The following is a 23,275-nucleotide window of genomic DNA, read 5'->3' as shown; positions in this document are numbered from 1 at the left end:
CCTTATATTTTTTTTGTCAGTATTGAAGTCCCATCTTGATTGTCTATAATTTTATAACCTTTTTCGTCGATTTCTTTTCTCAACTTGTCCGCTTCAGCCCAGTTTTTTGCTTTTCTGGCTTTGTTTCTTACAGTTAAAAGAATCTGTAGGCTTTCATCGTTATTTTGTATTTTTGGCAGTGAAATGCCTAGAGAAACTTTCACGAATTCTTCAAAAAGCGCTCTAAACTGCCAAAGTCTTATTTTATCCGCGCTGAAAAGTTCTTTTAAAAGCATATTTTTTAATTTGTGAAGATATGAGAGTGCCTTTTCAGAGTTAAAATCATCATCAAGAGAATCTAAGAAATTGTTTTCCAGCTCAACAAGGTCGGAATCCTTAGTCTGTACTTTTTCAGCCGTTTCTACAGCAAGCCTTAAGTATGCATCGTCAAGCCCCTGCAAAGCATTTTTTGCCGACTCAAGTCCTGAATCCGAAAAATCAAGAGGACTTTTATAATGCTGTGTGAGCAGATAATAACGCACAACGCGTGGATCATATTTTGTAAAAATGTCTTTTAGCGAAAAAAAATTGCCTAAAGATTTCGACATTTTTTCTTTATTTACCGTTACAAAACCGTTGTGAATCCAATATTTTACAAACTGCTGTCCTGTGCATGCTTCGCTTTGCGCGATTTCATTCTCATGATGTGGAAAAATTAAGTCTTGCCCGCCGCCGTGTATGTCTATGGTATCTCCAAGAATTTTTGAAGACATTACCGAGCATTCGATATGCCAGCCCGGTCTTCCTTTACCCCAAGGGCTGTCCCATGAAGCCTCCTGCTGTTTTCCATCTTTTGTTTTTTTCCAGAGAGCAAAATCAAAAACAGAACTTTTTTTGTCACAGATGTCCACTCTGACGCCCGCTTTCAAATCTTCAAGATTTCTTTTTGAAAGCTTTCCGTAACCTTTGAATTTGTTCACAGAATAATAGATATCGCCATCGACAATATATGCAAAACCTTTATCTATAAGTTTTTGTATAAAATTTATTATTTCGGGAATCATTTCTGTGACGCGCGGATAAAAATTTGCTTTAAGTATGTTAAGTTTTCCGGTTTGGACAAAATAATCGTCAATATATATTTGTGCCAAAGCGGATGGGGAAATGCCTTTTTCGGCAGCTCTTTTTATTATTTTATCATCAATATCTGTAAAATTCTGAACATGTCTGACTTTGTATTTTCTTTTTTGCAGATGCCTTTTTATAATATCAAAAGTCACGTATGCTCTTGCATGTCCGAGATGAACTTCGTCATAAGGCGTAACTCCGCAAACATACATCGTAACAAAATTTTCATTTTGCGGTATAAATTCTTCTTTTGCATTCGTAAGCGTATTGTAAAATTTAATCGCCATATTTCTTTTTTTTGACTGATGCCGCTGCCATTACTGCTATTCCTTCACCTCTGCCGATAAACCCCATTTTTTCATTAGTAGTGGCTTTTATTGCTATCCGCGACTTGTTAAGTTTAACAGTTTTTGAAATATTGTTTTTTATTTGCTCAATATAAGGATAGATTTTTGGAGATTCCGCTATTGCGGTTATATCAATGTTGTTTATTTTAAAGTTTCGTTTCTTTAATTCTTTATAAACCGTTTCTAAAAGTTTGAGACTGGAGATGCCTTTGTATTTTGAGTTGGTATTCGGGAAAAAATGGCCTATATCGTTAAGCCCGGCGGCTCCTAAAAGAGCGTCCATTAAAGCATGAAGCAAAACATCTGCATCGCTATGACCATCAAGACCTTTCGAATTTACGATTTCTACTCCGCCGAGTATCAGTTTTCTTCCCTTTTTAAATCTATGAACATCATAACCGAATCCGATAAACATCATATTTCCTTTACAGCAAATAATAATTTATTATTGTATAAAAATAACGACACCAACTCAAATAATATGTTAAGGTCAAAATAGCTATTCCCTCTTTCATTATATCTAAAAAAGGGACATATTAACCTCAATTGCAATAAATTACAAATAATTTGCTATAATAAAATTCTTCTTCTGAGTAACATGGGGTCATAGTTAAACGGGAGAACGCATCGTTCGCAACGATGAGATGCGGGTTCAATTCCCGCTGGCTCCACCAAAATTCAAAAAACGGTGTTTGGCACGCAGTATTTACAGAAAAACGGGTTTTCCTGCAAAATCTGGTGCTTTTGAGGTTTTTATGTCATATCTAGTATTAGCCAGAAAGTTTCGTCCTCAAAACTTTGATGAAGTTATTGGACAAAATCATATATCTGTAACACTCAAAAATGCGATTTTAGAAAACAGAATAGCACACGCTTATCTTTTTTCCGGTCCAAGAGGCTGTGGTAAAACAACTATGGCAAGGATTCTTGCCAAAGCTTTAAACTGTAAAAATGGTCCGACGAGCGACCCATGCGGAGTATGTGAAAACTGTATCGAAATAGGCAAAAGTTCCAGTGTAGATGTAATGGAAATCGACGGAGCTTCAAATAACGGTATAGATGAGATAAGAGCGCTTAGGGAAAACGTAAAGTTTTCGGCCGCAAGTTCCAAATATAAAATTTACATAATAGATGAAGCTCATCAGATAACCGTACAGGCTTTTAACGCTCTTCTTAAAACTCTTGAAGAACCACCGCCGCACGTACTTTTTATTCTCGCCACAACCGAACAGCATAAAATTCCTGTCACGATACTTTCAAGATGCCAGAGATACCGCTTTAAATTTATATCCGCTAAAGATATAGCCAACACTATTAAAAGCATCAGCACAAAAGAAAGTTTTGAAATAGACGACGAAGCTTTAAATATAATAGTAAGCGCATCCGGTGGTTCTATGAGAGATGCGCTAAGCCTGCTTGACCAGTCCGTTTCTTCAAGCGGCGGAAAAATAAGTGGAGATTATATAAGAGAACTGCTTGGGCTGCTGCCGAAAGAAATAATTGCTTCGGTTACGGAAAATCTTGCCAAAGGTGATATTCTTGCAATATTAAAAACAGTTAAAGAAATTTCAGAGCAGGGATACAATATTTTACAGTTTGCCAGAGATCTGCGCGACCATTTAAGACAGGTTATGATATATTCTATAAATCCGGAAATAGCGGAGATTTCAAGCGAAGATAAAAAACTTTTCGAAATGCAGAAAACTCTTTTTACAGTTTCGCGTCACGTGAGAATGAACAACCTGCTTTCGAAAGTTTTGGAAGAAATGCGCTGGCATGACCAACCCAGAATTTTGCTTGAAATGTACCTTTTAAAAATGTCGGAACCTTATTATAATGTCGGAGAACTTATAAACAGAATTGCTGATTTGGAAAAAAATTTTAAAAGCGGCAATTATTATGTTGCAGATTCTAACGACATTTCCTCATCGACAGTTGACGGCAAAAGCTCGGATAATAGTATAATCTCGGAAGTTGACAATATAGGAATCGATGATGATTTGATAAGCGTCTGGAAAGAAATAGTTACAGAAATTACAAGAAAACATCCTTTAACATCACAATCTCTTCTTAAAACGCTTGTAAAAATAACTTCACCCAAATCGGTGCAAATAACCGTAACGAATAAATTTGACTATGAAGGAGTTTTTGAATTTCAGGAACAAATTACAAAACTTTACCAGAGAAAAACAGGGGAAAATATTGCCATAAAAATAGTGATAGAAGACGTTAAAATCAAAGAAAAACAGGATAGAGAAGAAATTGTGATTAAAGAAGAGTCTGAGCCGAATGTTGCCGCTTATAAAGTTGAAGAGGATTTCAAGGAAAGTGCTAAAACCGCAGTCCCAAAAAATATTCAGGAAATAGCCAAAAAGTTTGGCGGCAAAGTGAGGAAAGTGTAGTGTGGAATCTGAAAATTGAGAAATGGCAAAAGACTGTGTGAAAAGCGTAAAAGTCTCGTATTTTATAAAGAGTTTAAGGAATCCATGAAAGAACAAATAAAAGATGAAAGCAAAAGAATAGTTAAAAAAGTGTCAAAAGCGTTACAAAAGGAATTCTCAAAGGACTCGGCGGATTTTAAATGAACAGACCTCAGCCTATAGAAAGAATGGTGGAAATAATAAAAAGACTGCCTGGCATAGGTCCTAAGATGGCGGAACGGCTAAGCTACCATATACTGAAAATGCCTCAGACCGAAATTGATAGGTTGGTTGATTCCATACTCAAAGCAAGGAAAACAATAAAATATTGCAGCAGTTGTTTCAATCTCAGCGAAAGCGATCCGTGTCCGATATGTTCAGATCCAGCAAGAGAACGCAATATAATATGCGTGGTTGAAACTCCGCAAGATTTAATAGCCGTAAGTAAAGCTAAAGATTATAAAGGGTTATATTTTGTGCTTGGCGGTGCTCTTTCTCCGCTTGACGCTGTAGGTCATGATGATATAAGAGTTGATAATTTGCTAAAAAGATTAAAAAGTGATAATATTAGCGAAGTAATACTTGCGACGGATACGGATTCAAAAGGCGAAACCACCGCATTATATCTTGCCGAAATTATTAAACCTATGGGAATTACAGTTACGAGGCTCGGCTACGGTTTACCTGTTGGCGGTGATATTGAATACGCTGACGAACTTACCATTTCCCGCGCAATTTCCGGAAGAAAAGAAATGTAATAACTATTTTTTATAAATGGTAAAATACATTTTTAATTATTAGTATTTAAATAATATTTTGATTGAAAAATCAGACTTTTTTAATTAAAATATATACTAAAATAAGGAGTAAAAAATGTCAGCAAAAATGATTGAAGTTCGTTGGCATGGACGCGGTGGTCAGGGAGCAAAAACAGCCGCTCTTTTATTTGCCGAAGCAGTTTTGGCAACAGGCAAATATATTCAGGCATTTCCTGAATATGGACCGGAAAGAATGGGGGCGCCGGTGCAATCTTTTAACAGAATAAGCGAAGATGCAATAACGATACACTCTGGAATAACAAATCCTCAATACGTAGTAATTTTAGATCCGTCCCTTATGGACTGTGTCGATGTTACCGATGGAATTGGAAAAACCGGCAAAGTGATAGTAAACACGACTTTCGGCGTCGAAGAAATAGCCAAATTGCTCGTCGTTGACAAATCACAGGTTTATGTTGTCAACGCAAGCCATATAGCTCTTGAAACCATAGGCAAAAATATTCCGAACACCCCTATGCTCGGCGCTTTGGTAAAAGTTATAGGAAATTTGGATATCGACAGCGTTCTTGAAGATACAAAAAAGAAGCTTACCGCTAAGTTCCGTCATAAACCAGAAGTTATCGAAGGAAATCTTGCGTCGATAAAAAGAGCTTATGACGAAGTAAAAAGCGCATAGTTTAAAAATATACGGAGGGGAAATAAAGTGGAAAATAACAATTGTAAAATAAAATTATCGGCGTCAGAGCTTCCTATAGGTGATATAGTCGAAGCTGGTACAGCTCAAAATTTTATAACTGGTGACTGGCGTTCTGAAAGACCTGTGTGGAATAAGGATAAATGTATTCATTGTCTGGCATGCTGGATATCCTGCCCCGATTCTTCCGTTAAAATTGCTCCGGACGAAAAAAAGATAACCGTCATTACTGGTATAGATTATGACCATTGCAAAGGCTGTGGAATCTGTGCTAAAGAATGTCCTGTAAAAATTAAAGCCATTACGATGGAAGAAGAAAAGAAATAAAATAAAGGGGTTAATGAAATGATAAAGACAGTATATCCTAAAGGCAGGCTTGTTGCAAAAACCGGCAACGAAGTTATGGCCGAAGCAATGCGCCAGATAGAGCCGGATGTGGTAGCGGCTTATCCTATCACTCCCGCAACGGAAATCGTTCAAATTTTTTCGCAGTTTGTCGCTGACGGCATAGTAAAAAGCGAGTATGTCGCGGTTGAAAGCGAACATTCTGCAATGTCCGCCACTATTGCCGCTTCCGCAGCCGGAGCAAGAGCCATGACCGGCACTTCGTCACAGGGACTTTCTCTTATGTGGGAAATGCTTTATATAGCTTCGGGTTTAAGACTTCCGATAGTTATGGCGGAAGTCAACAGAGCAATATCCGCTCCTATTAATATTCATGGTGACCAATCGGACACCATGGGCGCAAGAGATGCGGGATGGATACAAATATACTCGGAAAATTCTCAGGAAGCTTATGATAATATGATTCAGGCTACAAAAATTGCAGAAAAAGCAAAATTGCCCGTTTTGGTCACGACCGACGGTTTTATTATTTCGCATTGTATGGAAGTAGTCGAAACTTATCCTGACGAAGACGTAAAAAATTTTATTGGAGAATATAAGCCCGATAGGTACCTTCTAGATACAAAAAGGCCTTATACGCTCGGTTCAATCGACCTTCAAGATTACTATTTTGAGCACAGATGGCAGCTTGCGCAGGCCATGAGAGACGCCAAAGATATTGTTTTGGAAGTCGCAAAAGATTTTGAAAATACTTTCGGCAGAAAATACGATTTATATGAAAAGTTTATGATGGACGACGCCGAAATTGCCGTAGTCGTTATCGGTTCAACGGCTGGAACGGCAAAAGTTGTTATAAAAGAACTCAGAGAAAAAGGAATAAAAGCAGGCCTTATAAAAATAAGAGTTTTCAGACCTTTCCCTGCGGAAACCATAGTAAAAGATTTGGCGAACGTTAAAGCGATTGCAGTTATGGACAGGTCGGACTCATGTTCGGGAACATACGCTCCGGTTTATTCCGATGTTGTTTCCGCTTTATATGCGGCCGGCATTACAGGGCCTAAAGCGATTAACTACGTATATGGTCTTGGCGGAAGAGAAATCAATACGGAACATATTGCCGCAATTTATGACAAACTAGGCAAAATAGCTTCCGGTGCCGAGAAAGCTTTTACCGGAATCGAATATGTTAATGTAAGATTTTAAGTTAATAATTTAAAATGAAGGAGCTTGGCTCCCGGGGGATATAAAAAATGGCAAATATTAAAGAATTGAGTAAAAATCCTGAACGCGTAACCGGCGGACACCGCCTTTGTGCCGGCTGCGGGGCCGGCATTGTTGCAAGGCAAACACTTCTTGCCGCAGGTAATACGCCAGTTGTGGTTACAAGCGCTACAGGCTGTTTGGAAGTTTCAACGACAATTTTCCCTTATACTGCTTGGAAAAGTTCATTTTTTCACAGCGCTTTTGAAAATTCGGCGGCAACCTGTTCGGGAATAGAAGCGGCTTACAGATCTTTAAAAAAACAAGGCAAAGTAACCGAAGATATAAGATTTATAGCTTTTGGCGGCGATGGCGGAACATACGATATAGGAATTCAATCGTTGTCAGGCGCTATGGAACGCGGCCACAAAATACTTTATGTGTGTTACAATAACGAAGCGTACATGAACACAGGTATCCAGAGATCAGGTGCGACGCCGAGAGGAGCTCATACAACGACTGCTCCGTCAGGAAAAGTTCATCAAGGAAAAGAGCAGAACAGAAAAGATCTTACGGAAATTATGGCGGCACATGGTATTCCTTACGCGGCTCAGGCTTATGTCGGCAACTGGAATGATTATGTTACAAAAGTACAAAAAGCTTTAGCGGCGAATGGTCCGTCATTTATAAACGTGCTAACGCCTTGCCGGCTGGGCTGGGCATATAAGCCGGAAGATACTATGACGCTTAACAGGCTTGCAGTCGAAACGTGTATATGGCCTTCGTACGAAGTTGAAAACGGAATTTATAAAATAAATGTAAAACCCAAAGAGAAGAAACCCATTACGGAATTTTTGAAACCTCAGGGAAGATTCAAACATCTTTTTAAGCCTGAAAATGCGCCGATACTCGAACAGATACAAAAAGAAGTTGACGCAAAATGGGAACTTTTGCAGAAAAAAGTTGAGATTTTCAGCAAAGCATAAAAAAATAGTTTTCAAAAACGTCACACAAAAAATAATTCCCAAAAAACGGCTGTAATGGCAAAATATGCCTCTACAGCCGTTTTTTGGGAATTAAAGTGCATTTAATTCATAAGGACTTCGCTGTTGCAGCACAATAAAAACAAAAATTTATATGATGTTTCCTTGTATTTGATAAACAATTTTAAAAGCAGTATCTTTTAAAAAAATCAAAACGGGAGAAACTCAGCTTTACAATTCCCGCGCTTCTATTTAACAGCTTTTTGAATAGCATCAATAACTGTAAAAATGCTTCCTGCTAAATCGACACGAGTTTTTGGTTTATCTAATGTGCCATCCAGTTTTATAACAAAAGATTCTCCTGTAACCGCACCTACGATAAGCCGCATATTTAAAAAATGCGACTGCAAACCTATGCCGCCCGCCGCATTAACATATGAACCCGCTGAAGACAGTTTCAATTTTTCCATATGTATAAAACCGGGATTAAATAAGCTTTTGCTTTCAACTTTATCAAATTTTAAAAAATTTGTCCTTTTTTTTCCTTCAGGCATTTCTTTTTTGCCAAATATATTAATTCCGATATTTGCCGCCGCTTCACGTACCTCATTTAAAGGATATATGACCGATTTTGCAAAAGTATTTTTATTTGCAAATTCTTCAATATTTTCAATAACGACATTGTCAGCGTTAACCGAAAGGTAACCTTTTATACGATCATATCTATGCGTAATATTTTTTAAATCGGCATTGATATTAACGGATTTCGTTTTTATATGAGAGATTTCCGCAAAATTGGCATGAGTGGACATTTTTAAATGCAAAATATAAGGCAAGCCGCGATTTTCAGCTGGAACTTTACCTTCTAAAATGTTTTTATCTGCTTCTTTTTTTGGGGGAAAGGATGGAAAATAAAATTTATTTGCTTTAAAGTTCAGCGAAAGCATTATATTTTGCAAATCTTTGAAATATGAAGCCAAAAGCGTAAATTTCTCACCATTAAGCTTCCCTGTCATATTATTTGTTTTTATATCATTAATCGAATTAAAAACGATAGTCCCATTTAATTTGTCAATGTCAAAAACCGAAAGATATTTTACTGCGGCATCTTTCAAAACGGCGCTGCCTTTAATTCCTGAATTGGAAAACTTGAAAGAAATATCGGCCTTCCCTTGCGGAGAATAATCTTTTATATATCTGCCAAACAATAAAGAAAGATCGCTTATGCCAAATGATGAATTTATAAAAAACTCATAGTTATTCTTTTTGAAGTCATAAATGCCGTTTGAGTTTACAATAAAGTTTAAAATAGAAAAGTCCAGATTTGAAAAATTGATTTTTCCATAAAGAAAGTCAACTTTAAAAGCGGACTTTACCGCAGCGCTGCTTGCTGATATGCCTGTTTTTTCAAAATTTACAGAAATGTCATTGCTCCAAGCCTGCGCTGTTACGGTGTTATTTTTAAAAACTGTCGCTGCATTAACGGTTCCATTTACTGAAAATTTGGTAAACCATTTTTCAAAATTTCCAAGAATTTCTCCGATATTAAAACTTAGCGTTTGTTTAAAATCAATGCTTTTATTTTTTTGTCCAAAACCTACACTGCCACTTGATTTTACAACGGAATTGCCGGAAGTTAAGTCCAAACTTTTAAAAATAATTGCCTTATTGATAAAATCGACTTTGAATTCGGAATTGATTTTAACTTTATTAAATTTAAAAGGCATGCATGCCGCAGCAATATCTTTCAATGTGTTTTGTGTAAAAGTATCGGCTTCGGCCGAAAAGCTTACATTAGGCATAAAAAAATTTTCTGCTTTAGCTTTTACATTAAATTTCGTATCGTTATAATGAAAATCAAGAGATTTTATTTCTATGGAAGCGTTTAATGGATTCATATTTTGCAAATCTGCAATTAACAGAGCTTCAAATGGCACTTCAATCCTTTCGGTTTCTTTATTATAGGAAAGAATAAATTTAAGTTTTGTTTCAAACGGAACTGAAAGATGCACATTTTTTGAAACGGCAGATAAGTCTGAAATTGTATATATAATATTTTTGTCTTTACTAAAATACTGGATCTGCGATTTTGTTATGTTTATTTCTGAGATGGCAAATTTAATCTTTTTATTTTTGCCATTTTTTAAACCGTCAAAAACAAATTTTTTTATAATGTCTTCGTTAGAAACATTGTACATTCCATCTTTTTTTATAATATCCATAAACAATTCACCGGCTTCAATGCGGTATAGTGATATGTTTTTTATTAGTAAAGGCAGCAGTTTAACTTTAAACGACAATTTTTTTGTTTTAATGAAAACGCCTTTGTCAAAACCACCTTTTTTCGATAAAGTAAAATTGTGCAGCTGCATACCCGTTCTTATAAAAGTAATCTTATCAAAATTTATTTCTCTGTCGAATTCGGATTTTGTATAAGCTTCCATAACAGTTTTAATTTTTTCCGGGGGAAATGCGGCTTTTAATAAAAAAGGAATCATTATAAATACAATGATAAAAACTATTAAAATTGCGCTTATTGTTATAATTATTTTTTTCATGATTTATTTTCTCATATTCATATCTAGATGTGAACGGTAACGAGAAACCATATAACCCTCAATGATTTTTTTAAAATATGTGGATTAGAAATTGTTTCATGGTTTTATGTAATCGTTTAAAAATTTTTGGAGTTTGCCAGATTTTTTTAGTTTTTCAAATATAAGAACCCAAGCGCAGTCTTTTGTTTGGTCTGTTTCACATTTTCCGTCAATGAAGCCTCCGCACGGACCGTTTACCAAACTTTTGACGCACCTTGTGCGCGGACAGATGCTTTCTGTTTCGGCTAAAATACAGCTTCCGCATACGCTGCAAAATCGATGGTAAACACCTATTCTTTCTGTACTTCCGACATATTTTGATTCTAAGGCGGGGATTATGTTTTTTTCGCTGACTTTTTCTACTGACTGGCTTCCGGCACCACATGAAAGCATTACAACGGCTTGCGCCGCCCTGAAAATTTTATCTTTTGACAAATCCCGTTTCGCAAGTCTCATATCGCATGCGCTGTCCAATATAAAACTTCCCAAAACCTCTTTGCCGTTATTTTCCAAGAAATCTTTCATTTCGGCTACTGCTTTTTCATCACCTGTAGAACATTTTGCCGCACAACTGCCGCAACCGACAATGAAAAACGTATGAAAGTTTTCAATGCTTTTTAATATTTCATCTTGATTTTTTTTAACCGTTATAATCATTTTATATTGGAAATTTTTGAAATTGCTTTTTCTAAGCCAGATTGTATTATTTCGTCAAACAATTCGATGGCTTTTGAGGTTACGGCTTCTATTTTTTCTTTATCCTCTTCATAAAATTTTGACAAAACAAAATCCGGAATTTTGACAAATTCAGGCAAATGCCCTATGCCAAGCTTCATTCTCGGAAATTTGTCGGTGTGAAGATGGCTTATTATTGAATTTATTCCATTATGCCCTCCGGAAGCACCTGAGAGCCTGAGCCTGAACTCTCCCAGTGGTATGGAAAAATCATCATAAAAAACAAATATTTCTTCAGGCAGTATTTTGTAATATTTTGCCGCTGCAGAAATCGGATGTCCAGAAAGATTCATAAAAGTCATAGGTTTTAAAAGAATTATTTTCCAGTTGGTGCTGTCATAAAAAGAAATATCCGCCATATTTTCCCTATTTTTGAACTCCAGACGTTTTGCATGAGCTATAGCGTCTAAAGCCATAAAACCGAAATTATGACGGGTATTTTTATATTTGTCTCCGGGATTGCCGAGCCCGGCAAACAATTTAATGTCGGACATTTTTTATTTTTTTTCTCCAGAAGCGCCTTCGCCTTCTTTATCTTTCTTTCCTTTTGAAATAACTTCTGGCTGAGCCGCTTCCGTTCCGACTTCTGCCGCAGGCGTTTCTTCAGCCGCGCTCACTGAAACAACATGCACTATCAATGTTGAGGGTTCCTGTAAATATTCGATTCCGTCAAGTTTAGGCAAATCCGCAAGCGTTACCCCTTGTCCCAAACCCAAAGGCGTAACGTCAACGCTGATTTTCTGTGGGATATTTGTCGGCAAACACGAAACTTTAACTTCTCTAGTCATAAATTCCATTAATCCGCCGAAATTTTTAACTCCGTCTGCAATGCCTTCAATATGTATAGGAACCATAACTTCAATCTGTTCTTTAAGAGAAATAGCCTGAAAATCAATATGCATAGGTGACTGTGTCAAAACATTTCTCTGCAATTCTTTTACGAGAGCCGGCTGATTTCCATTTTTCATTTTAAGATTTATGATAACGTTTGCGCCGTTGGCTTCTATTATTGATAGAAAAGCTTTTGAGTCAACTGCTATAGAAGCTGGTTTTATATCTTTTCCGTAAAGAACTCCAGGAATTTTTCCCTGTTTTCTAAAACTTTCCAAACTGCTTTTTGAACCGATTTCTCTTGTTTCTGCATTTAAAATCACTTCCTTCATTTCCCTTCCTCCGTTTTGTATGCTGTAATTATATTTGAATATTGATTTCATCTAAAAGAAATCAAAAACAATTATACGAATAAAGCGCTTATCGACTCGTCATTTGAAATTCTCATAATCGCTTCGGCAAGAATAGAGGCAATGCTTAGAACGACTATTTTTTCTACAGGGCCATCCTGCGACAATGGAATAGAATCTGTTATTACAAGCTCTTCTATGAATGAATCCTGAATTTTTTGTTTTGCATTTCCAGACAAAACTCCATGAGAAGCTGTAGCAAAAACTCTTGCCGCACCTTTTGATTTTATTGCTTCGGCTACTTTTGTAAGCGTGCCTGCGGTATCAACCAAATCATCTAATATTATACAAGTTTTTCCTTTCACTTCGCCAATAATATTCATAATAGCAGCTTCATTCGGTCGAGGCCTTCTTTTATCTACGATTGCCAAATCGGCGTTAAAATGTTTTGCGAAAGATCTTGCTCTTTCCACTCCTCCCGCGTCTGGAGAAACGATAACAGCATCAGTAAAATTTTTTTCCTGAAAATAACTCAGAATTACCGGTGTTCCATACAGATGATCTACGGGAATATCAAAAAATCCTTGAATCTGTCCTGCATGCAAATCCATCGTAAGCACTCTTGTAATTCCCGACGTTGCAAGAAGATTTGCCACAAGTCTTGCTGTTATCGGCACTCTGGGTTCGGCTTTTCTGTCCTGCCTGCCGTAACCGTAATAAGGTATAACCGCTGTAATTCTTCTTGCAGAAGCTCTTTTTAAAGCGTCGGCAATAATGAGAAGCTCCATCAGATTTTCGTTTACTGGCGAACACGTAGGCTGGATTATATAACAGTCAGCGCCTCTGACATTATCCACTATTTTAACCTGTATTTCGCCATCACTAAAATGTCCTACTTTGGCCTCACCCAGTTCAACGCCTAGCTTTTGAACGATCTGTTTGGAAAGTTCAACATTAGCATTTCCTGAAATAATCTTAAGCTTCATAGAGGCCTCTTTATTTTTTTCTATATTTCAATTCCTGACGGGCTCTTGCTATGGCAAGTCTTCCCGAAGGAATATCGTTTGTTATAGTCGACCCTGCCGCAATCAAAGCATCTTTGCCTATTTTTACTGGAGCAACAAAATTCACGTTTGAACCGACAAAAGAACCTGAACCAATAACAGTTCTATGCTTATTTTTGCCGTCGTAATTGCAGGTTATCGTGCCGGCTCCTATATTTACATTTTCGCCCACTTCGGCGTCGCCTATATAAGAAAGATGGTTGACTTTAGAATTTTTTGATATTACTGCTTTTTTCGTTTCACTGAAATTGCCGATTTTTACGCCGTCTTTTAAAATCGACTCCGATCTTATATGTGAAAACGGACCTATTTTCGAGCCATTTCCTATTTTTGAGCCGTTAATATATGAAGACAAAATTGAGACATTATCAGCAATAGACGAATTTTTTATATAGCTTGAACCCTGTATAATACAGTTTTTTCCGATTTTTACTCCGACGTCAATAAAAACGCCCGGGTATATTACCGTATCCTGACCGATTTCTGCGTCATAAGAAACATATATATTATTTACGTCAATAATTGTAATGCCTTTTTTAAAAAGCTCGTCAATTTTAACTCTTTGCAAAGCGTTTTCTGCTTCCTGCAATTCACGCCGGTTATTTATGCCTCTAAGTTCGGAAGCATTTTTCGCAGTGATGAACATGGTTTTTTTGCCGAGTTTTTTAAGTATTTCAACAGTATCGGTCAAATAATACTCTTTTTTTGCGTTGTCAGGCTTTACTTTAGAAAGTGCTTTCCAAACATTATTGTCAAAACAGTATATGCCGCTGTTAACTTCATTTATAAGTTTTTCGCATTCATCTGCATCTTTTTCTTCTACTATTTTTTCAAGAGCGTCTCCATTTTTAACAATCCTGCCATAACCGCAAGGATTATCGACTCTTGCCGCCAACACTGTAACCGAAGATTTATTTTTTTTATTATATTTGATAAGAGAAGACAACTCAGAAACTTTAACAAGAGGAACATCGCCGCATATTACTAAAAGGTCGCCTTTATAATATCTAAGCGCTTTTTGAGCCTGCATAAGAGCATGCGCCGAACCAAGCTGTTGTTCTTGATACGCTATCGTTACTTTTTTATTTTTAAAGTTTTCCTGCACTATTTCGGATTTATGTCCAAAAATCACTACGATTTTATCCGGCTTTAAAGCTTCAACTGCGTCTATAACCCAATTTATTAAAGGTTTGCCCGAAAGCTTATGCATAACTTTAGGCAGCGACGATTTCATTCTTGTTCCTGCGCCGGCGGCAAGAATTACGGCGGCAAAATCTCTCATTTTATTTATGTCCGTATCCCAGCAAAGTGAACTAAGTTCGGAAAACTCATATATAAAAACTACAATGAATTATTAGAGTTCCATGCCTTTGTTCCGGCTGTTAATCGTTTAATATTTAGATATACAATTAAACAATAATTCTAATAGTCTGTCAAATTCAAGCTGCTCGGCTCTTTACTTAATTTTCTTAAATTTATAAATGATATAATAAAAAATTCAAAAAGGAAAAAACATGAAAAAAACAAAAGCCAATGATAATGTTCAGCGGGTTGTAAATAAGAAGAAAAAAGTATTCATTGAGCTTCAAACTATGCTGATGATAAAAGCGATAACACATTATTTGAGTGAAGAGGCAAAATAAATAAAGTTAAAAAAGTCGTAAAATCAGAGTTCTGAAGGCTTTTTGCAAATTCAGAAATATACAACACAGTTTCTAGCAATAAGACACAGTCATTTAAAAGGCTGTTATGAGAAAAAATATTGTAGTTTTCAAGTCCACGATGACATACAAAAGCCAAGAACGGAGAAGGGGGGATTCGAACCCCCGATACGGTTTCCCGTATAGCAGTTTTCGAGACTGCCGCCTTAAACCAGCTCGGCCACCTCTCCAGTTTTTATTTAAGAAACACAATTATATCATTGTTAATATTTTCTTTCAATATTACATTTTGTCTCAATTATGCATAGCGTTTTGGATGTTTAGCGCTTTCTGTACAGCATTTTATTTTCTCTTATGAGCCGTAATTATCGTATAACTATAAACATTAACTGTTATTACGCAGTCAATTGTACTCACATACCAATTTTTACCTGTTCTGACTATATCGTTTGATTGAGTGATTTTTTGTTTGCACCAATCAACGGCATTGATATCCGCTTTCAAGACAAGGTTTTGTTTTATTCGTTCTCTGCCCATTTCCGTCGTATGAATTTTATCAATATTTTTTTGCAGGTCATTTGCCATTGCATTTTCCTTTTCACCGCGAGTCGTCATACCTTAAAATAAATCAAGCTGACAGGATTGTTTTTTTGCGTGAAGGACTTTTTCCAGTCTGCTGAATTTTAACAGATCGCTTTCTATTTTTTCTAAGAATGGCGACGGAAGTAATTTTTTATAGGTTCCAAACCATTTTCTTTTGACGCAGCGCGTCAAGAATAATCTTTTCTCAGCTCTTGTCATACCTACATATAATAAACGCTTTTCTTCTTCTATTTCGTATTCTTTTTTAGCGCGGTAAAAAGGAATAATGCCTTGTTCAAGGCCGACTATAAAAACGCATTTGAATTCTAGTCCTTTTGAAGAATGCAATGTCAATAATGAAATTCTGTCTGCTCTTTTATCAAGAGTATCTATTTCCGACAGCATAGACACTTCATGGATAAATTCTTTTTTTATTCTATGAGTTTGCGCAAGTTTTACAAAGTAGTGCAAAATATTTTCATCTATTTGCTCTAAGAATTCTTTATTAAGCCTGTTAAGCTGTTCGATAACAGGTTCAACATCTGTCAGCAGGCTTAACAGTTTTATAACCTCTTTTTTATTACACAGCAAATCGTCGGATAATTTTACATAAGGCATGCCCGATCTTTTAAACGCTTCAAGCAGAGGTTCTAACTGCGAAGAACTGCGGTATAATACGGCAAAATCCGAGAACGAAAAATTACTTTCTTCTCCCGCAGATCTGTCTGTATCAATTGAAAAGAAACTATGCCCGCCGATTAGACTTTCTATAGAGCTTACAACAAATTCGGCTTCAGATTTTTCCGTAGGTGCTGTGTGTATGGTAATTTTTTCATGAGGTTTATCGTATTTTGCAGTTATGTCATATGAATTAACTATTTGATTTGAAGCGTTGACGATAGTCCCGGTAGAGCGATAGTTATTTTTTAAGTTAATTATATCTGCGTTAGGATAATCTTGTGTAAAGTTGTTGAAATACTTTGAATCACCTCCTCTGAAGCCGTAGATTGCCTGATTGGGATCGCCTATTGCGCATAAGTTTGCGTCCTGATTAGCTAATAATCTGATTAACTTATACTGATTTTCATCAATATCCTGATATTCGTCCACCGAAATATACTTGAAACGGTTCTGGTATGATTTAGCGATATCTAAATTATCAGCCAGAAGTTTTAACGTCAAAATTATCAAATCGTCAAAGCTAAGCACATTATCTGATTTGGACAAATTTATTTCTTCTTTACTTGCCGCTTTGAAATCAGCGCTTAATCCTGCTTCTGCGGCATTTTCCTTTAAAATTGAAAAACACAAAGAATGAAAAGTATGAATATTGATATTTGAGCAATTTTCGGGAAGCATTAAACTAAATCTTTCAAGCATTTCATTTGCTGCTCTGCGTGTAAAAGTTATGGCAAGACAGTTTTTAGGAGAAATATTGTTTTCTGAAATTGCAAAAGCTATGCGTTTTGTCAATACAGTAGTTTTTCCAGAGCCAGGACCTGCAATTATTAAAAGCTGTTTTCTGGAATTTTTTACTACGGATAGCTGATACTCGTCAAGATCCAAAAGAATTATATTTTTTGGTATGGCATGGATATTATGATTTTGATTTTGATAATTCTGTTTTGGTATATCTTGTTTATGCGTACGGAAAGTTTTTTCCTCTTTTTTAATCGGCTTTACAGGAATTGCCATATCAAACATCAGATTAGCGCTTTCCAGTTCTTCCTGCTCAAATAACTTTATTATTCCGTATTCGCCGTCAAAGCCTGCTTGTTTTATAACTTTGCCCTCTCTTAGCCTAGATATAGCTTCCCCGAGAAGTGAAGAATGATGTTTTGATATTTCCACTATAGGAATATCTCTTAGTATAGGCAATTCCGCGCCTAATTTTTTTATTAAGTTTTCATACGCATTACTTACCAACTTGCTGGATACCCCGGCTTGCATAATTTCTGAAAGAATTTCCTCTAAAGGCACAAGGCTAAACGCCTTTCCCGCGGTTTTTGGAATTATCAAATCTTTACCCTTGCGGTCGGATAATTCATTAACTCTATGCATAACTCCTATGGTCAGAGGTTTGCCGCATACGGGACAGATGTTTTTAAGTTTTACCGTTTCTTCAGGACTCAGGCAAATATTACATTTTCTATGCCCGTCTTCATGGTATTTTCCTTCTTCAGGAAAGAATTCTACGGTACCGACATAACCTTTGCCGGTTTGCAGTGCTTTACTTACAGCGAAATAGTTGGGATCAGTATCAAAAACCGTGGCTTCGCGTGCAAGTTTTGAAGGAGAATGAGCGTCGGAATTGGATACCAGTCTGTATTTATCGAGAAATGAAACCCGCCAATTCATTTTCGGGTCAGATGACAATCCTGTTTCTACGGCGAATATATAATCTGCAAGGTCTCCATAACAATCTTTTATGGAATCAAAACCTGACCGCGAGCCTAATACAGAAAACCACGGAGTCCATATATGCGCTGGAACTATATACGAACCTTCTCCGGACTCAAGAACTATTTCAAGGAGATTTCTAGAATCAAGCCCAAGTATTGGTCGTCCGTCTGAAACTATATTTCCCACTGCGGAAAGTTTTTGTCTTACATTTTCTACGGTTTTAAAATCGGGAACAAATACTACATGATGGACTTTTCTTGTTTTTTCATCTTTTTTATATATGGTTGAGATTTCAACAGATAACAAAAATCTCACGCTTTGATTATTTTTTAGAACTTGTCGTTCTATGTCGTCTCTCAGTTTGAAAACGCCGCCGCCAACGGGAACAAGCTTTTCTTTTATTTCGTTAAACCATGCGGGATGCGTGAAATCACCCGTTGATATGAGGCTTAGCCCTTTCTTTTGAGCCCATGCGGCAATCTCTTCCAAATTACAACTTTTGCTTGTTGCTCGTGAATATTTTGAATGTATATGCAAATCTGCATAGAAAAACATTAAAAATCCTCATTTATTTTTAAGTTTGAAGATTATAGCAAATTAACAGCGACGTGCAGAAGTTTGGATACATAGACGCATGTTCAAGAGAGGTCAGTTCCTGCCTTTGATCCCATACACTGACATTCTCTAAATACTCTTAATTTTATATTATATATAGAAACTAGTGAAGCGGCAGCCAAAGATATTTTGAAGGCATTAAAAGTTTCTTGCAAATGCGCCCAGCGTTGAGGAAAAACAATTTAGAAATTTAACAGTTCGACAGCGAGTCTTTATCTAGCCGTTTGACCGATTAGATGCAAAAGGAGATTTTATGACGCGCTATATTTTTTACATTGTAGTTTTTATTATCGGAGGAAGTTTGTCATCTGCAGCTCTTCATTTGTGTTTGGTACATTTTAAAAACGCAAAAGAAATGGCTCAATACAAAAATGCAGTCTCCCAAACAAAAAATTTGGGAAAAGTTTTGGTTGTTTATTATTCTCTAAGCGGACATACTCGTGATATTGCAGAAAGAATAAAAGCTAAAACAAGCGCCGATATTTATGAAATAAAGCTTAAAGAAAAAATTTCACGATTTTCCATTTTTTACACTTCTTTAATAAAATGTTCTAAACAGCTGCCTGAATTAGACGGACCGCCGCCAGATTTTGAGTCTTATGATTATATTTTTGTAGGTTCGCCGGTGTGGGCTTATACCGTTTGCTACCCTGTGTTATCTTTTTTAGAACAGACAGACTTTAAAGGCAAAAGAGTAGTTCCATTTTCAACTCAAGGCAGCAATGCGGGAAAGTTTGAGAAAGATTTCGCGTCTAAAGCCAAAAATGCAATAATATTGCAATATCAAAAATTCAATAATTTATCTAAGAAATACGATAAAGATGTGGACAATAAAATATCCGTATGGCTTAACGGATTATAAATTAATTATATTCTGCTAAAAGGAATCAATAAAGAGTTTACCAGTTCTTTGGCTTTTCTTGAAAACGACAAAAAAGCCGAAATAATAAAGATATTTAAAAAGAAAGGTATAAACATAACATGAAGATAGCATTGGCACAAATCAATGTTAAATTGGGACAAATAGAAAAAAATTATCAAAAAATAGCGAATACGTTGCGGCTTGCAAAAGAAAAAGGGGTTTATCTTGTAGCATTTCCTGAAATGTGCTTGTCCGGCTATCTTATGAGCGATCGCTGGAACGACGACAATTTTTGCAGCGAGCTGATGAATTATAATGAAAAAATACGGGCTTTATCTAAGGAATTTGACATTTCAATAGTTTACGGAAATATTTATAAAATAGATAATTTGTTAAATCATGACGGAAGGACAAGAAAATATAATGCGGCTTATTTGATTGATAAAGGAGAAGTTGCCGGTATTCATACAAAACATCTGTTGCCTACATACAGAATGTTCGATGATGCCAGATATTTTTACAGCGACGCTTACGTTGTCAATATATTAAAACCGTATAAACTTAAAAATGGTTCAACCGTTGGACTGGAAGTCTGCGAAGAGTTATGGTATAAAGATTACGAAATTAATCCAACAAAAATACTTATAGATAAAGGCGCGGAACTGATTATAAACATTTCTGCTTCGCCTTTCTCGGTAAACAAGTCAACCGCTAGAAATAATAGGATAAAAGAGCTAAAACAAGAACTTGGAACAGATTTTGTTCCATTCTATTATATCAATTGCGTCGGGATGCAAAATAATGGCAAATCTATAGTTATTTTTGACGGCGATTCAAGAATTTATGATAAAAATGGCTGCATTACGCAACAAAGTTTAAAACCTTACGAAGAAGGACTGCTGCTGACCGATTTTAACCAAGAAAGAAACGTCGTTCATGTTGTATCTAAAGATTTTATTAAAGCTGAACGCGTTGTGTCCGCAATAGAACAGAAATTTTTAGCTTTGCAGGAAGCTTACAAATCTATGGACGAAATATTAAACAAACCTCAATATGTGTTCGGTTTGTCCGGCGGAATAGATTCATCGTTGAATGCCGCGCTGTGCAGGCTGGCAATAAAAGAGGACAGAATTCACGGTTATAATATGCCTTCGAAATTCAATAAAGAAATTACAAAAACCACCGCAGAAAAACTGGCTCAAAATCTCAGAATTAAGTATGAAATAATTTCCATAAATGACATTTTATCCGAATATAAACAAGCTCTTAATTACGATAAAACTATTACAGAAGAGAATCTTCAGGCGCGCATAAGAACGCTGATACTGCTTGCAAAAACTTCAGAACTCGGGAATGGCGTTTTGATAAATAATACAAATAAAATCGAGCTGGCTTTGGGCTATGGAACGCTTTACGGTGACTTGGCAGGCGCATGGTGTCCTTTGGCGGATTTAACAAAAGTTGAAATATGGGAAATGTCGCGCATGATTAATAAGGCTTACGGAAATATCATACCACAGGAATTAATTCCAAACAAAAATCTGAAATTCGATGAAAATAAGATAGCTCCGTCGGCTGAACTCAAGGAAAGGCAAATTGATCCTATGATATGGGGGCTTGACGATTGGCTGATAGAAAAAGTCATGACTTATAAAAGTTCTTCTCCAGAAAAAATACTGCGGCTCTATATCAGTAAGAAAGAAAAAGAACTATTTGCCAAATACGGAATGGATGATTCAAAAAATTTTATCGAACATATAGAATGGTTTTTTGGAAAACTATACACGAACGTTTTTAAGCGCATTCAAGCGCCACCCATTTTGGTTTTATCAAAATCCGCATTCGGAGCGGATTACAGAGAAAGTCAATATAAATATGAATTCACAAAACTTTATAAAAAACTCAAAGAAGAAATCTTAAAGAATAATTGAAAAAGTTTTATAAAAATTTCGATTTGTACTGTGCAAAACTGTTTGACACAATCAGTTGGGATTCCATATAAAGCGGGAGAAGATATAATAAATCCTCTTACCAAAAGAACAATATTTTCAAATGCCTTAAAATTAAACGAACCTTTCAAACTTCATGATTATTTTAAATTAAAGATAAAGCAGCAGTGGTTTTTGGCACAGCCGCATCCCTTGTAAACGATGTCGAATTTCCGCAGCTTGACATATAAGAAGCCAGCGGAAAGCTGCGGTAAAAATAAGTAATAATTCAGGTAAAATAATGTGTAAAGGCGAAGGTTATTTGAAATATATTATAAAGTATAATTTTAAAAATTGAGGAGCTTTTATGTTAGATGCTATCGTTTATATAGGTAGATTTCAGCCGCTGACTTTGTCCCATATAAAGATCATAAAAAAGGCGCTGGAATCGGCTAAAAAAGTCATAGTTATAGTTGGCTCGGCAAAAAATGCCAGGAATACACATGACCCATGGACCGAAGATGAACGTATTGAAATGCTGAAATCCGTTAGGCAAATAAATACGAACAGAATTTGTTTTGCCCCGCTGCAAAACAGCAATTATGAATTTTCATGGTGGTTGTCGGAAGTACAAAAAATAGTTGAGGGCAATACTGTACAAAACAGTAAAATAGGCATCATCGGATATAAAAAAGACGAAACGGGTTATTATTTGGATTATTTTCCACAATGGGAATTTATTGAAATATCACATTTATATGATAGAGGATTGTCAGCCACACAAATAAGAGAAAAATTATTTTGTGGAAACGATTTAGATGGCACTCCAGATGAAGTGTGTCTATGGCTGAACGACTGGATAATAAGCAATAGAGATATTTATGAAAATTTAAAAGGAGAATTCTTTTATATTAAAGATTACAAAAAAATGTGGGCGGCATCGCCGTTTGCGCCCGTGTTTGTAACAGCCGACGCTCTTGTGCTTTGTAAAAAAAATATTCTTTTGATACAAAGAAAAAATAACCCCGGTAAAAATTTGTACGCTTTACCAGGCGGTTTTCTCGAACAGCGTGAATCTCTGGCAGATTGTGCTGTAAGAGAATTAAAAGAAGAAACTCAAATTGTCGTTGATATTTCTACGCTCAAAAATTCAATATCTTTGACAAAAGTATTTGATGACCCGTTCAGAGATTTGAGAGGCAGATTTATAACTCATGCGCATGTTTTCAATTTAAATTTAGAAAATTTACCAAAAATTGAAAGTTCAGATGATGCAGGCAATGTGTTATGGCTGCCTTTGTCCGAATTGGACGAGTTTCAAAATAAATTTTTCAGCGACCACTATCGGATAATAAACAATTTATTAAAAGCACTTAATATCAAAAAATAATAGAATTATCACTTGACATCTTCTCATTTTTTAGAATAACAATAGTATAACCGATCTAAAAATGGGCTATACTATATGAGCTATTTAGAATTTAACAAAAAGTTTCCAAATGAATTATCCGTTATTAACTATTTTATCGAAATTAGATATAAAAATAGGATAGTTTGCCCTAAATGCGGAGACGTATATCATCAGCAAACGCGACCAAAAGTTTGCCATTGCAATAACTGCAAAAGCGAGTTTTCTATTTTTAAAATACCATATTTGAAAAATCAAATAAGGATTTAAGAAAGAGATTTTATGTTATAAACCGTGTTTTAATTGGTCGTAAAGATATAAAAGATTGAAGAGGAAGCACAAAGATGGGAAAAGATAATGAAAT

The 23,275-nt window shown here is 36.0% G+C and carries 20 protein-coding genes and 2 tRNA genes; 11 read left to right on the top strand and 11 right to left on the bottom strand.

The window, feature by feature from the left end:
• Positions 1-2: 2 nt before the first annotated feature.
• Both cysS and ispF read right to left on the bottom strand, forming a co-directional pair.
• On the bottom strand, positions 3-1,394 hold the full coding sequence (gene cysS / locus LBD46_06765; protein ID MDR2426857.1) for a cysteine--tRNA ligase: 1,392 nt from the start codon (positions 1,392-1,394) through the stop codon (positions 3-5).
• A complete protein-coding gene (ispF, locus tag LBD46_06760) occupies positions 1,384-1,869 on the bottom strand; it encodes a 2-C-methyl-D-erythritol 2,4-cyclodiphosphate synthase (protein MDR2426856.1) in 486 nt (161 codons plus the stop codon). Before ispF ends, cysS begins: the two co-directional genes overlap by 11 nt.
• A gap of 185 nt (positions 1,870-2,054) precedes the next feature.
• On the opposite strand from ispF, the gene LBD46_06755 reads away from it, so the two are divergent.
• The 7 genes from LBD46_06755 (at position 2,055) to LBD46_06725 (ending at position 7,878) form a co-directional block, all read left to right on the top strand.
• A tRNA-Ala gene (locus LBD46_06755) sits at positions 2,055-2,128 on the top strand.
• Positions 2,129-2,209: 81 nt separating this feature from the next.
• Positions 2,210-3,856 (top strand): DNA polymerase III subunit gamma/tau, encoded by a 1,647-nt coding sequence (gene dnaX / locus LBD46_06750; protein ID MDR2426855.1) that lies wholly within the window; start codon positions 2,210-2,212, stop codon positions 3,854-3,856.
• 179 nt (positions 3,857-4,035) lie between these two features.
• A complete protein-coding gene (recR, locus tag LBD46_06745) occupies positions 4,036-4,632 on the top strand; it encodes a recombination mediator RecR (GenBank protein ID MDR2426854.1) in 597 nt (198 codons plus the stop codon).
• Between the two features lie 115 nt (positions 4,633-4,747).
• Positions 4,748-5,329 carry a 2-oxoacid:acceptor oxidoreductase family protein gene (locus LBD46_06740; protein MDR2426853.1) on the top strand — a complete coding sequence of 194 codons (582 nt, stop codon included), beginning with the start codon at positions 4,748-4,750 and terminating at the stop codon, positions 5,327-5,329.
• 27 nt (positions 5,330-5,356) lie between these two features.
• A complete protein-coding gene (locus tag LBD46_06735) occupies positions 5,357-5,674 on the top strand; it encodes a 4Fe-4S binding protein (protein MDR2426852.1) in 318 nt (105 codons plus the stop codon).
• A gap of 18 nt (positions 5,675-5,692) precedes the next feature.
• Positions 5,693-6,895 carry a hypothetical protein gene (locus LBD46_06730; protein ID MDR2426851.1) on the top strand — a complete coding sequence of 401 codons (1,203 nt, stop codon included), beginning with the start codon at positions 5,693-5,695 and terminating at the stop codon, positions 6,893-6,895.
• A 47-nt stretch (positions 6,896-6,942) separates the two neighbouring features.
• The gene (locus tag LBD46_06725; GenBank protein ID MDR2426850.1) at positions 6,943-7,878 is read left to right on the top strand and encodes a hypothetical protein; all 936 of its coding nucleotides are present in this window, start codon (positions 6,943-6,945) and stop codon (positions 7,876-7,878) included.
• Between the two features lie 245 nt (positions 7,879-8,123).
• Here the strand turns inward: LBD46_06725 and LBD46_06720 are convergent, their stop codons facing one another.
• The 9 genes from LBD46_06720 to LBD46_06680 all read right to left on the bottom strand — a co-directional run bounded on the left by LBD46_06720 (position 8,124) and on the right by LBD46_06680 (position 18,653).
• On the bottom strand, positions 8,124-10,433 hold the full coding sequence (locus tag LBD46_06720) for an AsmA family protein (GenBank protein ID MDR2426849.1): 2,310 nt from the start codon (positions 10,431-10,433) through the stop codon (positions 8,124-8,126).
• Positions 10,434-10,529: 96 nt separating this feature from the next.
• Complete coding sequence (locus tag LBD46_06715; GenBank protein MDR2426848.1) at positions 10,530-11,129, bottom strand: methylenetetrahydrofolate reductase C-terminal domain-containing protein; 600 nt, start codon at positions 11,127-11,129, stop codon at positions 10,530-10,532.
• Positions 11,126-11,701 carry an aminoacyl-tRNA hydrolase gene (pth, locus tag LBD46_06710; protein ID MDR2426847.1) on the bottom strand — a complete coding sequence of 192 codons (576 nt, stop codon included), beginning with the start codon at positions 11,699-11,701 and terminating at the stop codon, positions 11,126-11,128. Before pth ends, LBD46_06715 begins: the two co-directional genes overlap by 4 nt.
• A gap of 3 nt (positions 11,702-11,704) precedes the next feature.
• Positions 11,705-12,370 carry a 50S ribosomal protein L25 gene (locus LBD46_06705; GenBank protein ID MDR2426846.1) on the bottom strand — a complete coding sequence of 222 codons (666 nt, stop codon included), beginning with the start codon at positions 12,368-12,370 and terminating at the stop codon, positions 11,705-11,707.
• A 71-nt stretch (positions 12,371-12,441) separates the two neighbouring features.
• A complete protein-coding gene (locus tag LBD46_06700) occupies positions 12,442-13,374 on the bottom strand; it encodes a ribose-phosphate pyrophosphokinase (protein ID MDR2426845.1) in 933 nt (310 codons plus the stop codon).
• A gap of 10 nt (positions 13,375-13,384) precedes the next feature.
• On the bottom strand, positions 13,385-14,734 hold the full coding sequence (gene glmU / locus LBD46_06695) for a bifunctional UDP-N-acetylglucosamine diphosphorylase/glucosamine-1-phosphate N-acetyltransferase GlmU (GenBank protein MDR2426844.1): 1,350 nt from the start codon (positions 14,732-14,734) through the stop codon (positions 13,385-13,387).
• Positions 14,735-15,255: 521 nt separating this feature from the next.
• Positions 15,256-15,343 (bottom strand) — tRNA-Ser (locus LBD46_06690).
• 112 nt (positions 15,344-15,455) lie between these two features.
• A complete protein-coding gene (locus LBD46_06685; GenBank protein MDR2426843.1) occupies positions 15,456-15,698 on the bottom strand; it encodes a DUF3781 domain-containing protein in 243 nt (80 codons plus the stop codon).
• 33 nt (positions 15,699-15,731) lie between these two features.
• Positions 15,732-18,653 (bottom strand): UvrD-helicase domain-containing protein, encoded by a 2,922-nt coding sequence (locus LBD46_06680; protein ID MDR2426842.1) that lies wholly within the window; start codon positions 18,651-18,653, stop codon positions 15,732-15,734.
• A 313-nt stretch (positions 18,654-18,966) separates the two neighbouring features.
• On the opposite strand from LBD46_06680, the gene LBD46_06675 reads away from it, so the two are divergent.
• From LBD46_06675 to LBD46_06660, 4 genes are all read left to right on the top strand, one after another.
• Complete coding sequence (locus tag LBD46_06675; GenBank protein MDR2426841.1) at positions 18,967-19,575, top strand: hypothetical protein; 609 nt, start codon at positions 18,967-18,969, stop codon at positions 19,573-19,575.
• 119 nt (positions 19,576-19,694) lie between these two features.
• Complete coding sequence (gene nadE / locus LBD46_06670) at positions 19,695-21,506, top strand: NAD(+) synthase (protein ID MDR2426840.1); 1,812 nt, start codon at positions 19,695-19,697, stop codon at positions 21,504-21,506.
• Between the two features lie 364 nt (positions 21,507-21,870).
• Positions 21,871-22,893 (top strand): bifunctional nicotinamide-nucleotide adenylyltransferase/Nudix hydroxylase, encoded by a 1,023-nt coding sequence (locus LBD46_06665; protein ID MDR2426839.1) that lies wholly within the window; start codon positions 21,871-21,873, stop codon positions 22,891-22,893.
• Between the two features lie 75 nt (positions 22,894-22,968).
• Complete coding sequence (locus LBD46_06660; GenBank protein MDR2426838.1) at positions 22,969-23,181, top strand: transposase; 213 nt, start codon at positions 22,969-22,971, stop codon at positions 23,179-23,181.
• The last annotated feature ends 94 nt before the right edge of the window (positions 23,182-23,275 follow it).

Origin of the sequence: Candidatus Endomicrobium procryptotermitis (assembly GCA_031279415.1) — a bacterium.
GTDB classification, from domain to species: domain Bacteria; phylum Elusimicrobiota; class Endomicrobiia; order Endomicrobiales; family Endomicrobiaceae; genus Endomicrobium_B; species Endomicrobium_B procryptotermitis.
Note: the sequence above shows the minus strand (reverse complement) of the source record. Positions and strands in the feature narration are given on the sequence as shown.

Coding starts and splice junctions, on each gene's coding strand:
- LBD46_06700 (MDR2426845.1), bottom strand. CDS start 13,374: ATGAAGCTTAAGATTATTTCAGGAAATGCTAATGTTGAACTTTCCAAA.
- LBD46_06725 (MDR2426850.1), top strand. CDS start 6,943: ATGGCAAATATTAAAGAATTGAGTAAAAATCCTGAACGCGTAACCGGC.
- LBD46_06660 (MDR2426838.1), top strand. CDS start 22,969: ATGAGCTATTTAGAATTTAACAAAAAGTTTCCAAATGAATTATCCGTT.
- LBD46_06715 (MDR2426848.1), bottom strand. CDS start 11,129: ATGATTATAACGGTTAAAAAAAATCAAGATGAAATATTAAAAAGCATT.
- LBD46_06675 (MDR2426841.1), top strand. CDS start 18,967: ATGACGCGCTATATTTTTTACATTGTAGTTTTTATTATCGGAGGAAGT.
- LBD46_06740 (MDR2426853.1), top strand. CDS start 4,748: ATGTCAGCAAAAATGATTGAAGTTCGTTGGCATGGACGCGGTGGTCAG.
- LBD46_06705 (MDR2426846.1), bottom strand. CDS start 12,370: ATGAAGGAAGTGATTTTAAATGCAGAAACAAGAGAAATCGGTTCAAAA.
- recR (MDR2426854.1), top strand. CDS start 4,036: ATGAACAGACCTCAGCCTATAGAAAGAATGGTGGAAATAATAAAAAGA.
- cysS (MDR2426857.1), bottom strand. CDS start 1,394: ATGGCGATTAAATTTTACAATACGCTTACGAATGCAAAAGAAGAATTT.
- glmU (MDR2426844.1), bottom strand. CDS start 14,734: ATGAGAGATTTTGCCGCCGTAATTCTTGCCGCCGGCGCAGGAACAAGA.
- pth (MDR2426847.1), bottom strand. CDS start 11,701: ATGTCCGACATTAAATTGTTTGCCGGGCTCGGCAATCCCGGAGACAAA.
- nadE (MDR2426840.1), top strand. CDS start 19,695: ATGAAGATAGCATTGGCACAAATCAATGTTAAATTGGGACAAATAGAA.
- LBD46_06665 (MDR2426839.1), top strand. CDS start 21,871: ATGTTAGATGCTATCGTTTATATAGGTAGATTTCAGCCGCTGACTTTG.
- LBD46_06680 (MDR2426842.1), bottom strand. CDS start 18,653: ATGTTTTTCTATGCAGATTTGCATATACATTCAAAATATTCACGAGCA.
- dnaX (MDR2426855.1), top strand. CDS start 2,210: ATGTCATATCTAGTATTAGCCAGAAAGTTTCGTCCTCAAAACTTTGAT.
- LBD46_06730 (MDR2426851.1), top strand. CDS start 5,693: ATGATAAAGACAGTATATCCTAAAGGCAGGCTTGTTGCAAAAACCGGC.
- LBD46_06720 (MDR2426849.1), bottom strand. CDS start 10,433: ATGAAAAAAATAATTATAACAATAAGCGCAATTTTAATAGTTTTTATC.
- LBD46_06685 (MDR2426843.1), bottom strand. CDS start 15,698: ATGGCAAATGACCTGCAAAAAAATATTGATAAAATTCATACGACGGAA.
- ispF (MDR2426856.1), bottom strand. CDS start 1,869: ATGTTTATCGGATTCGGTTATGATGTTCATAGATTTAAAAAGGGAAGA.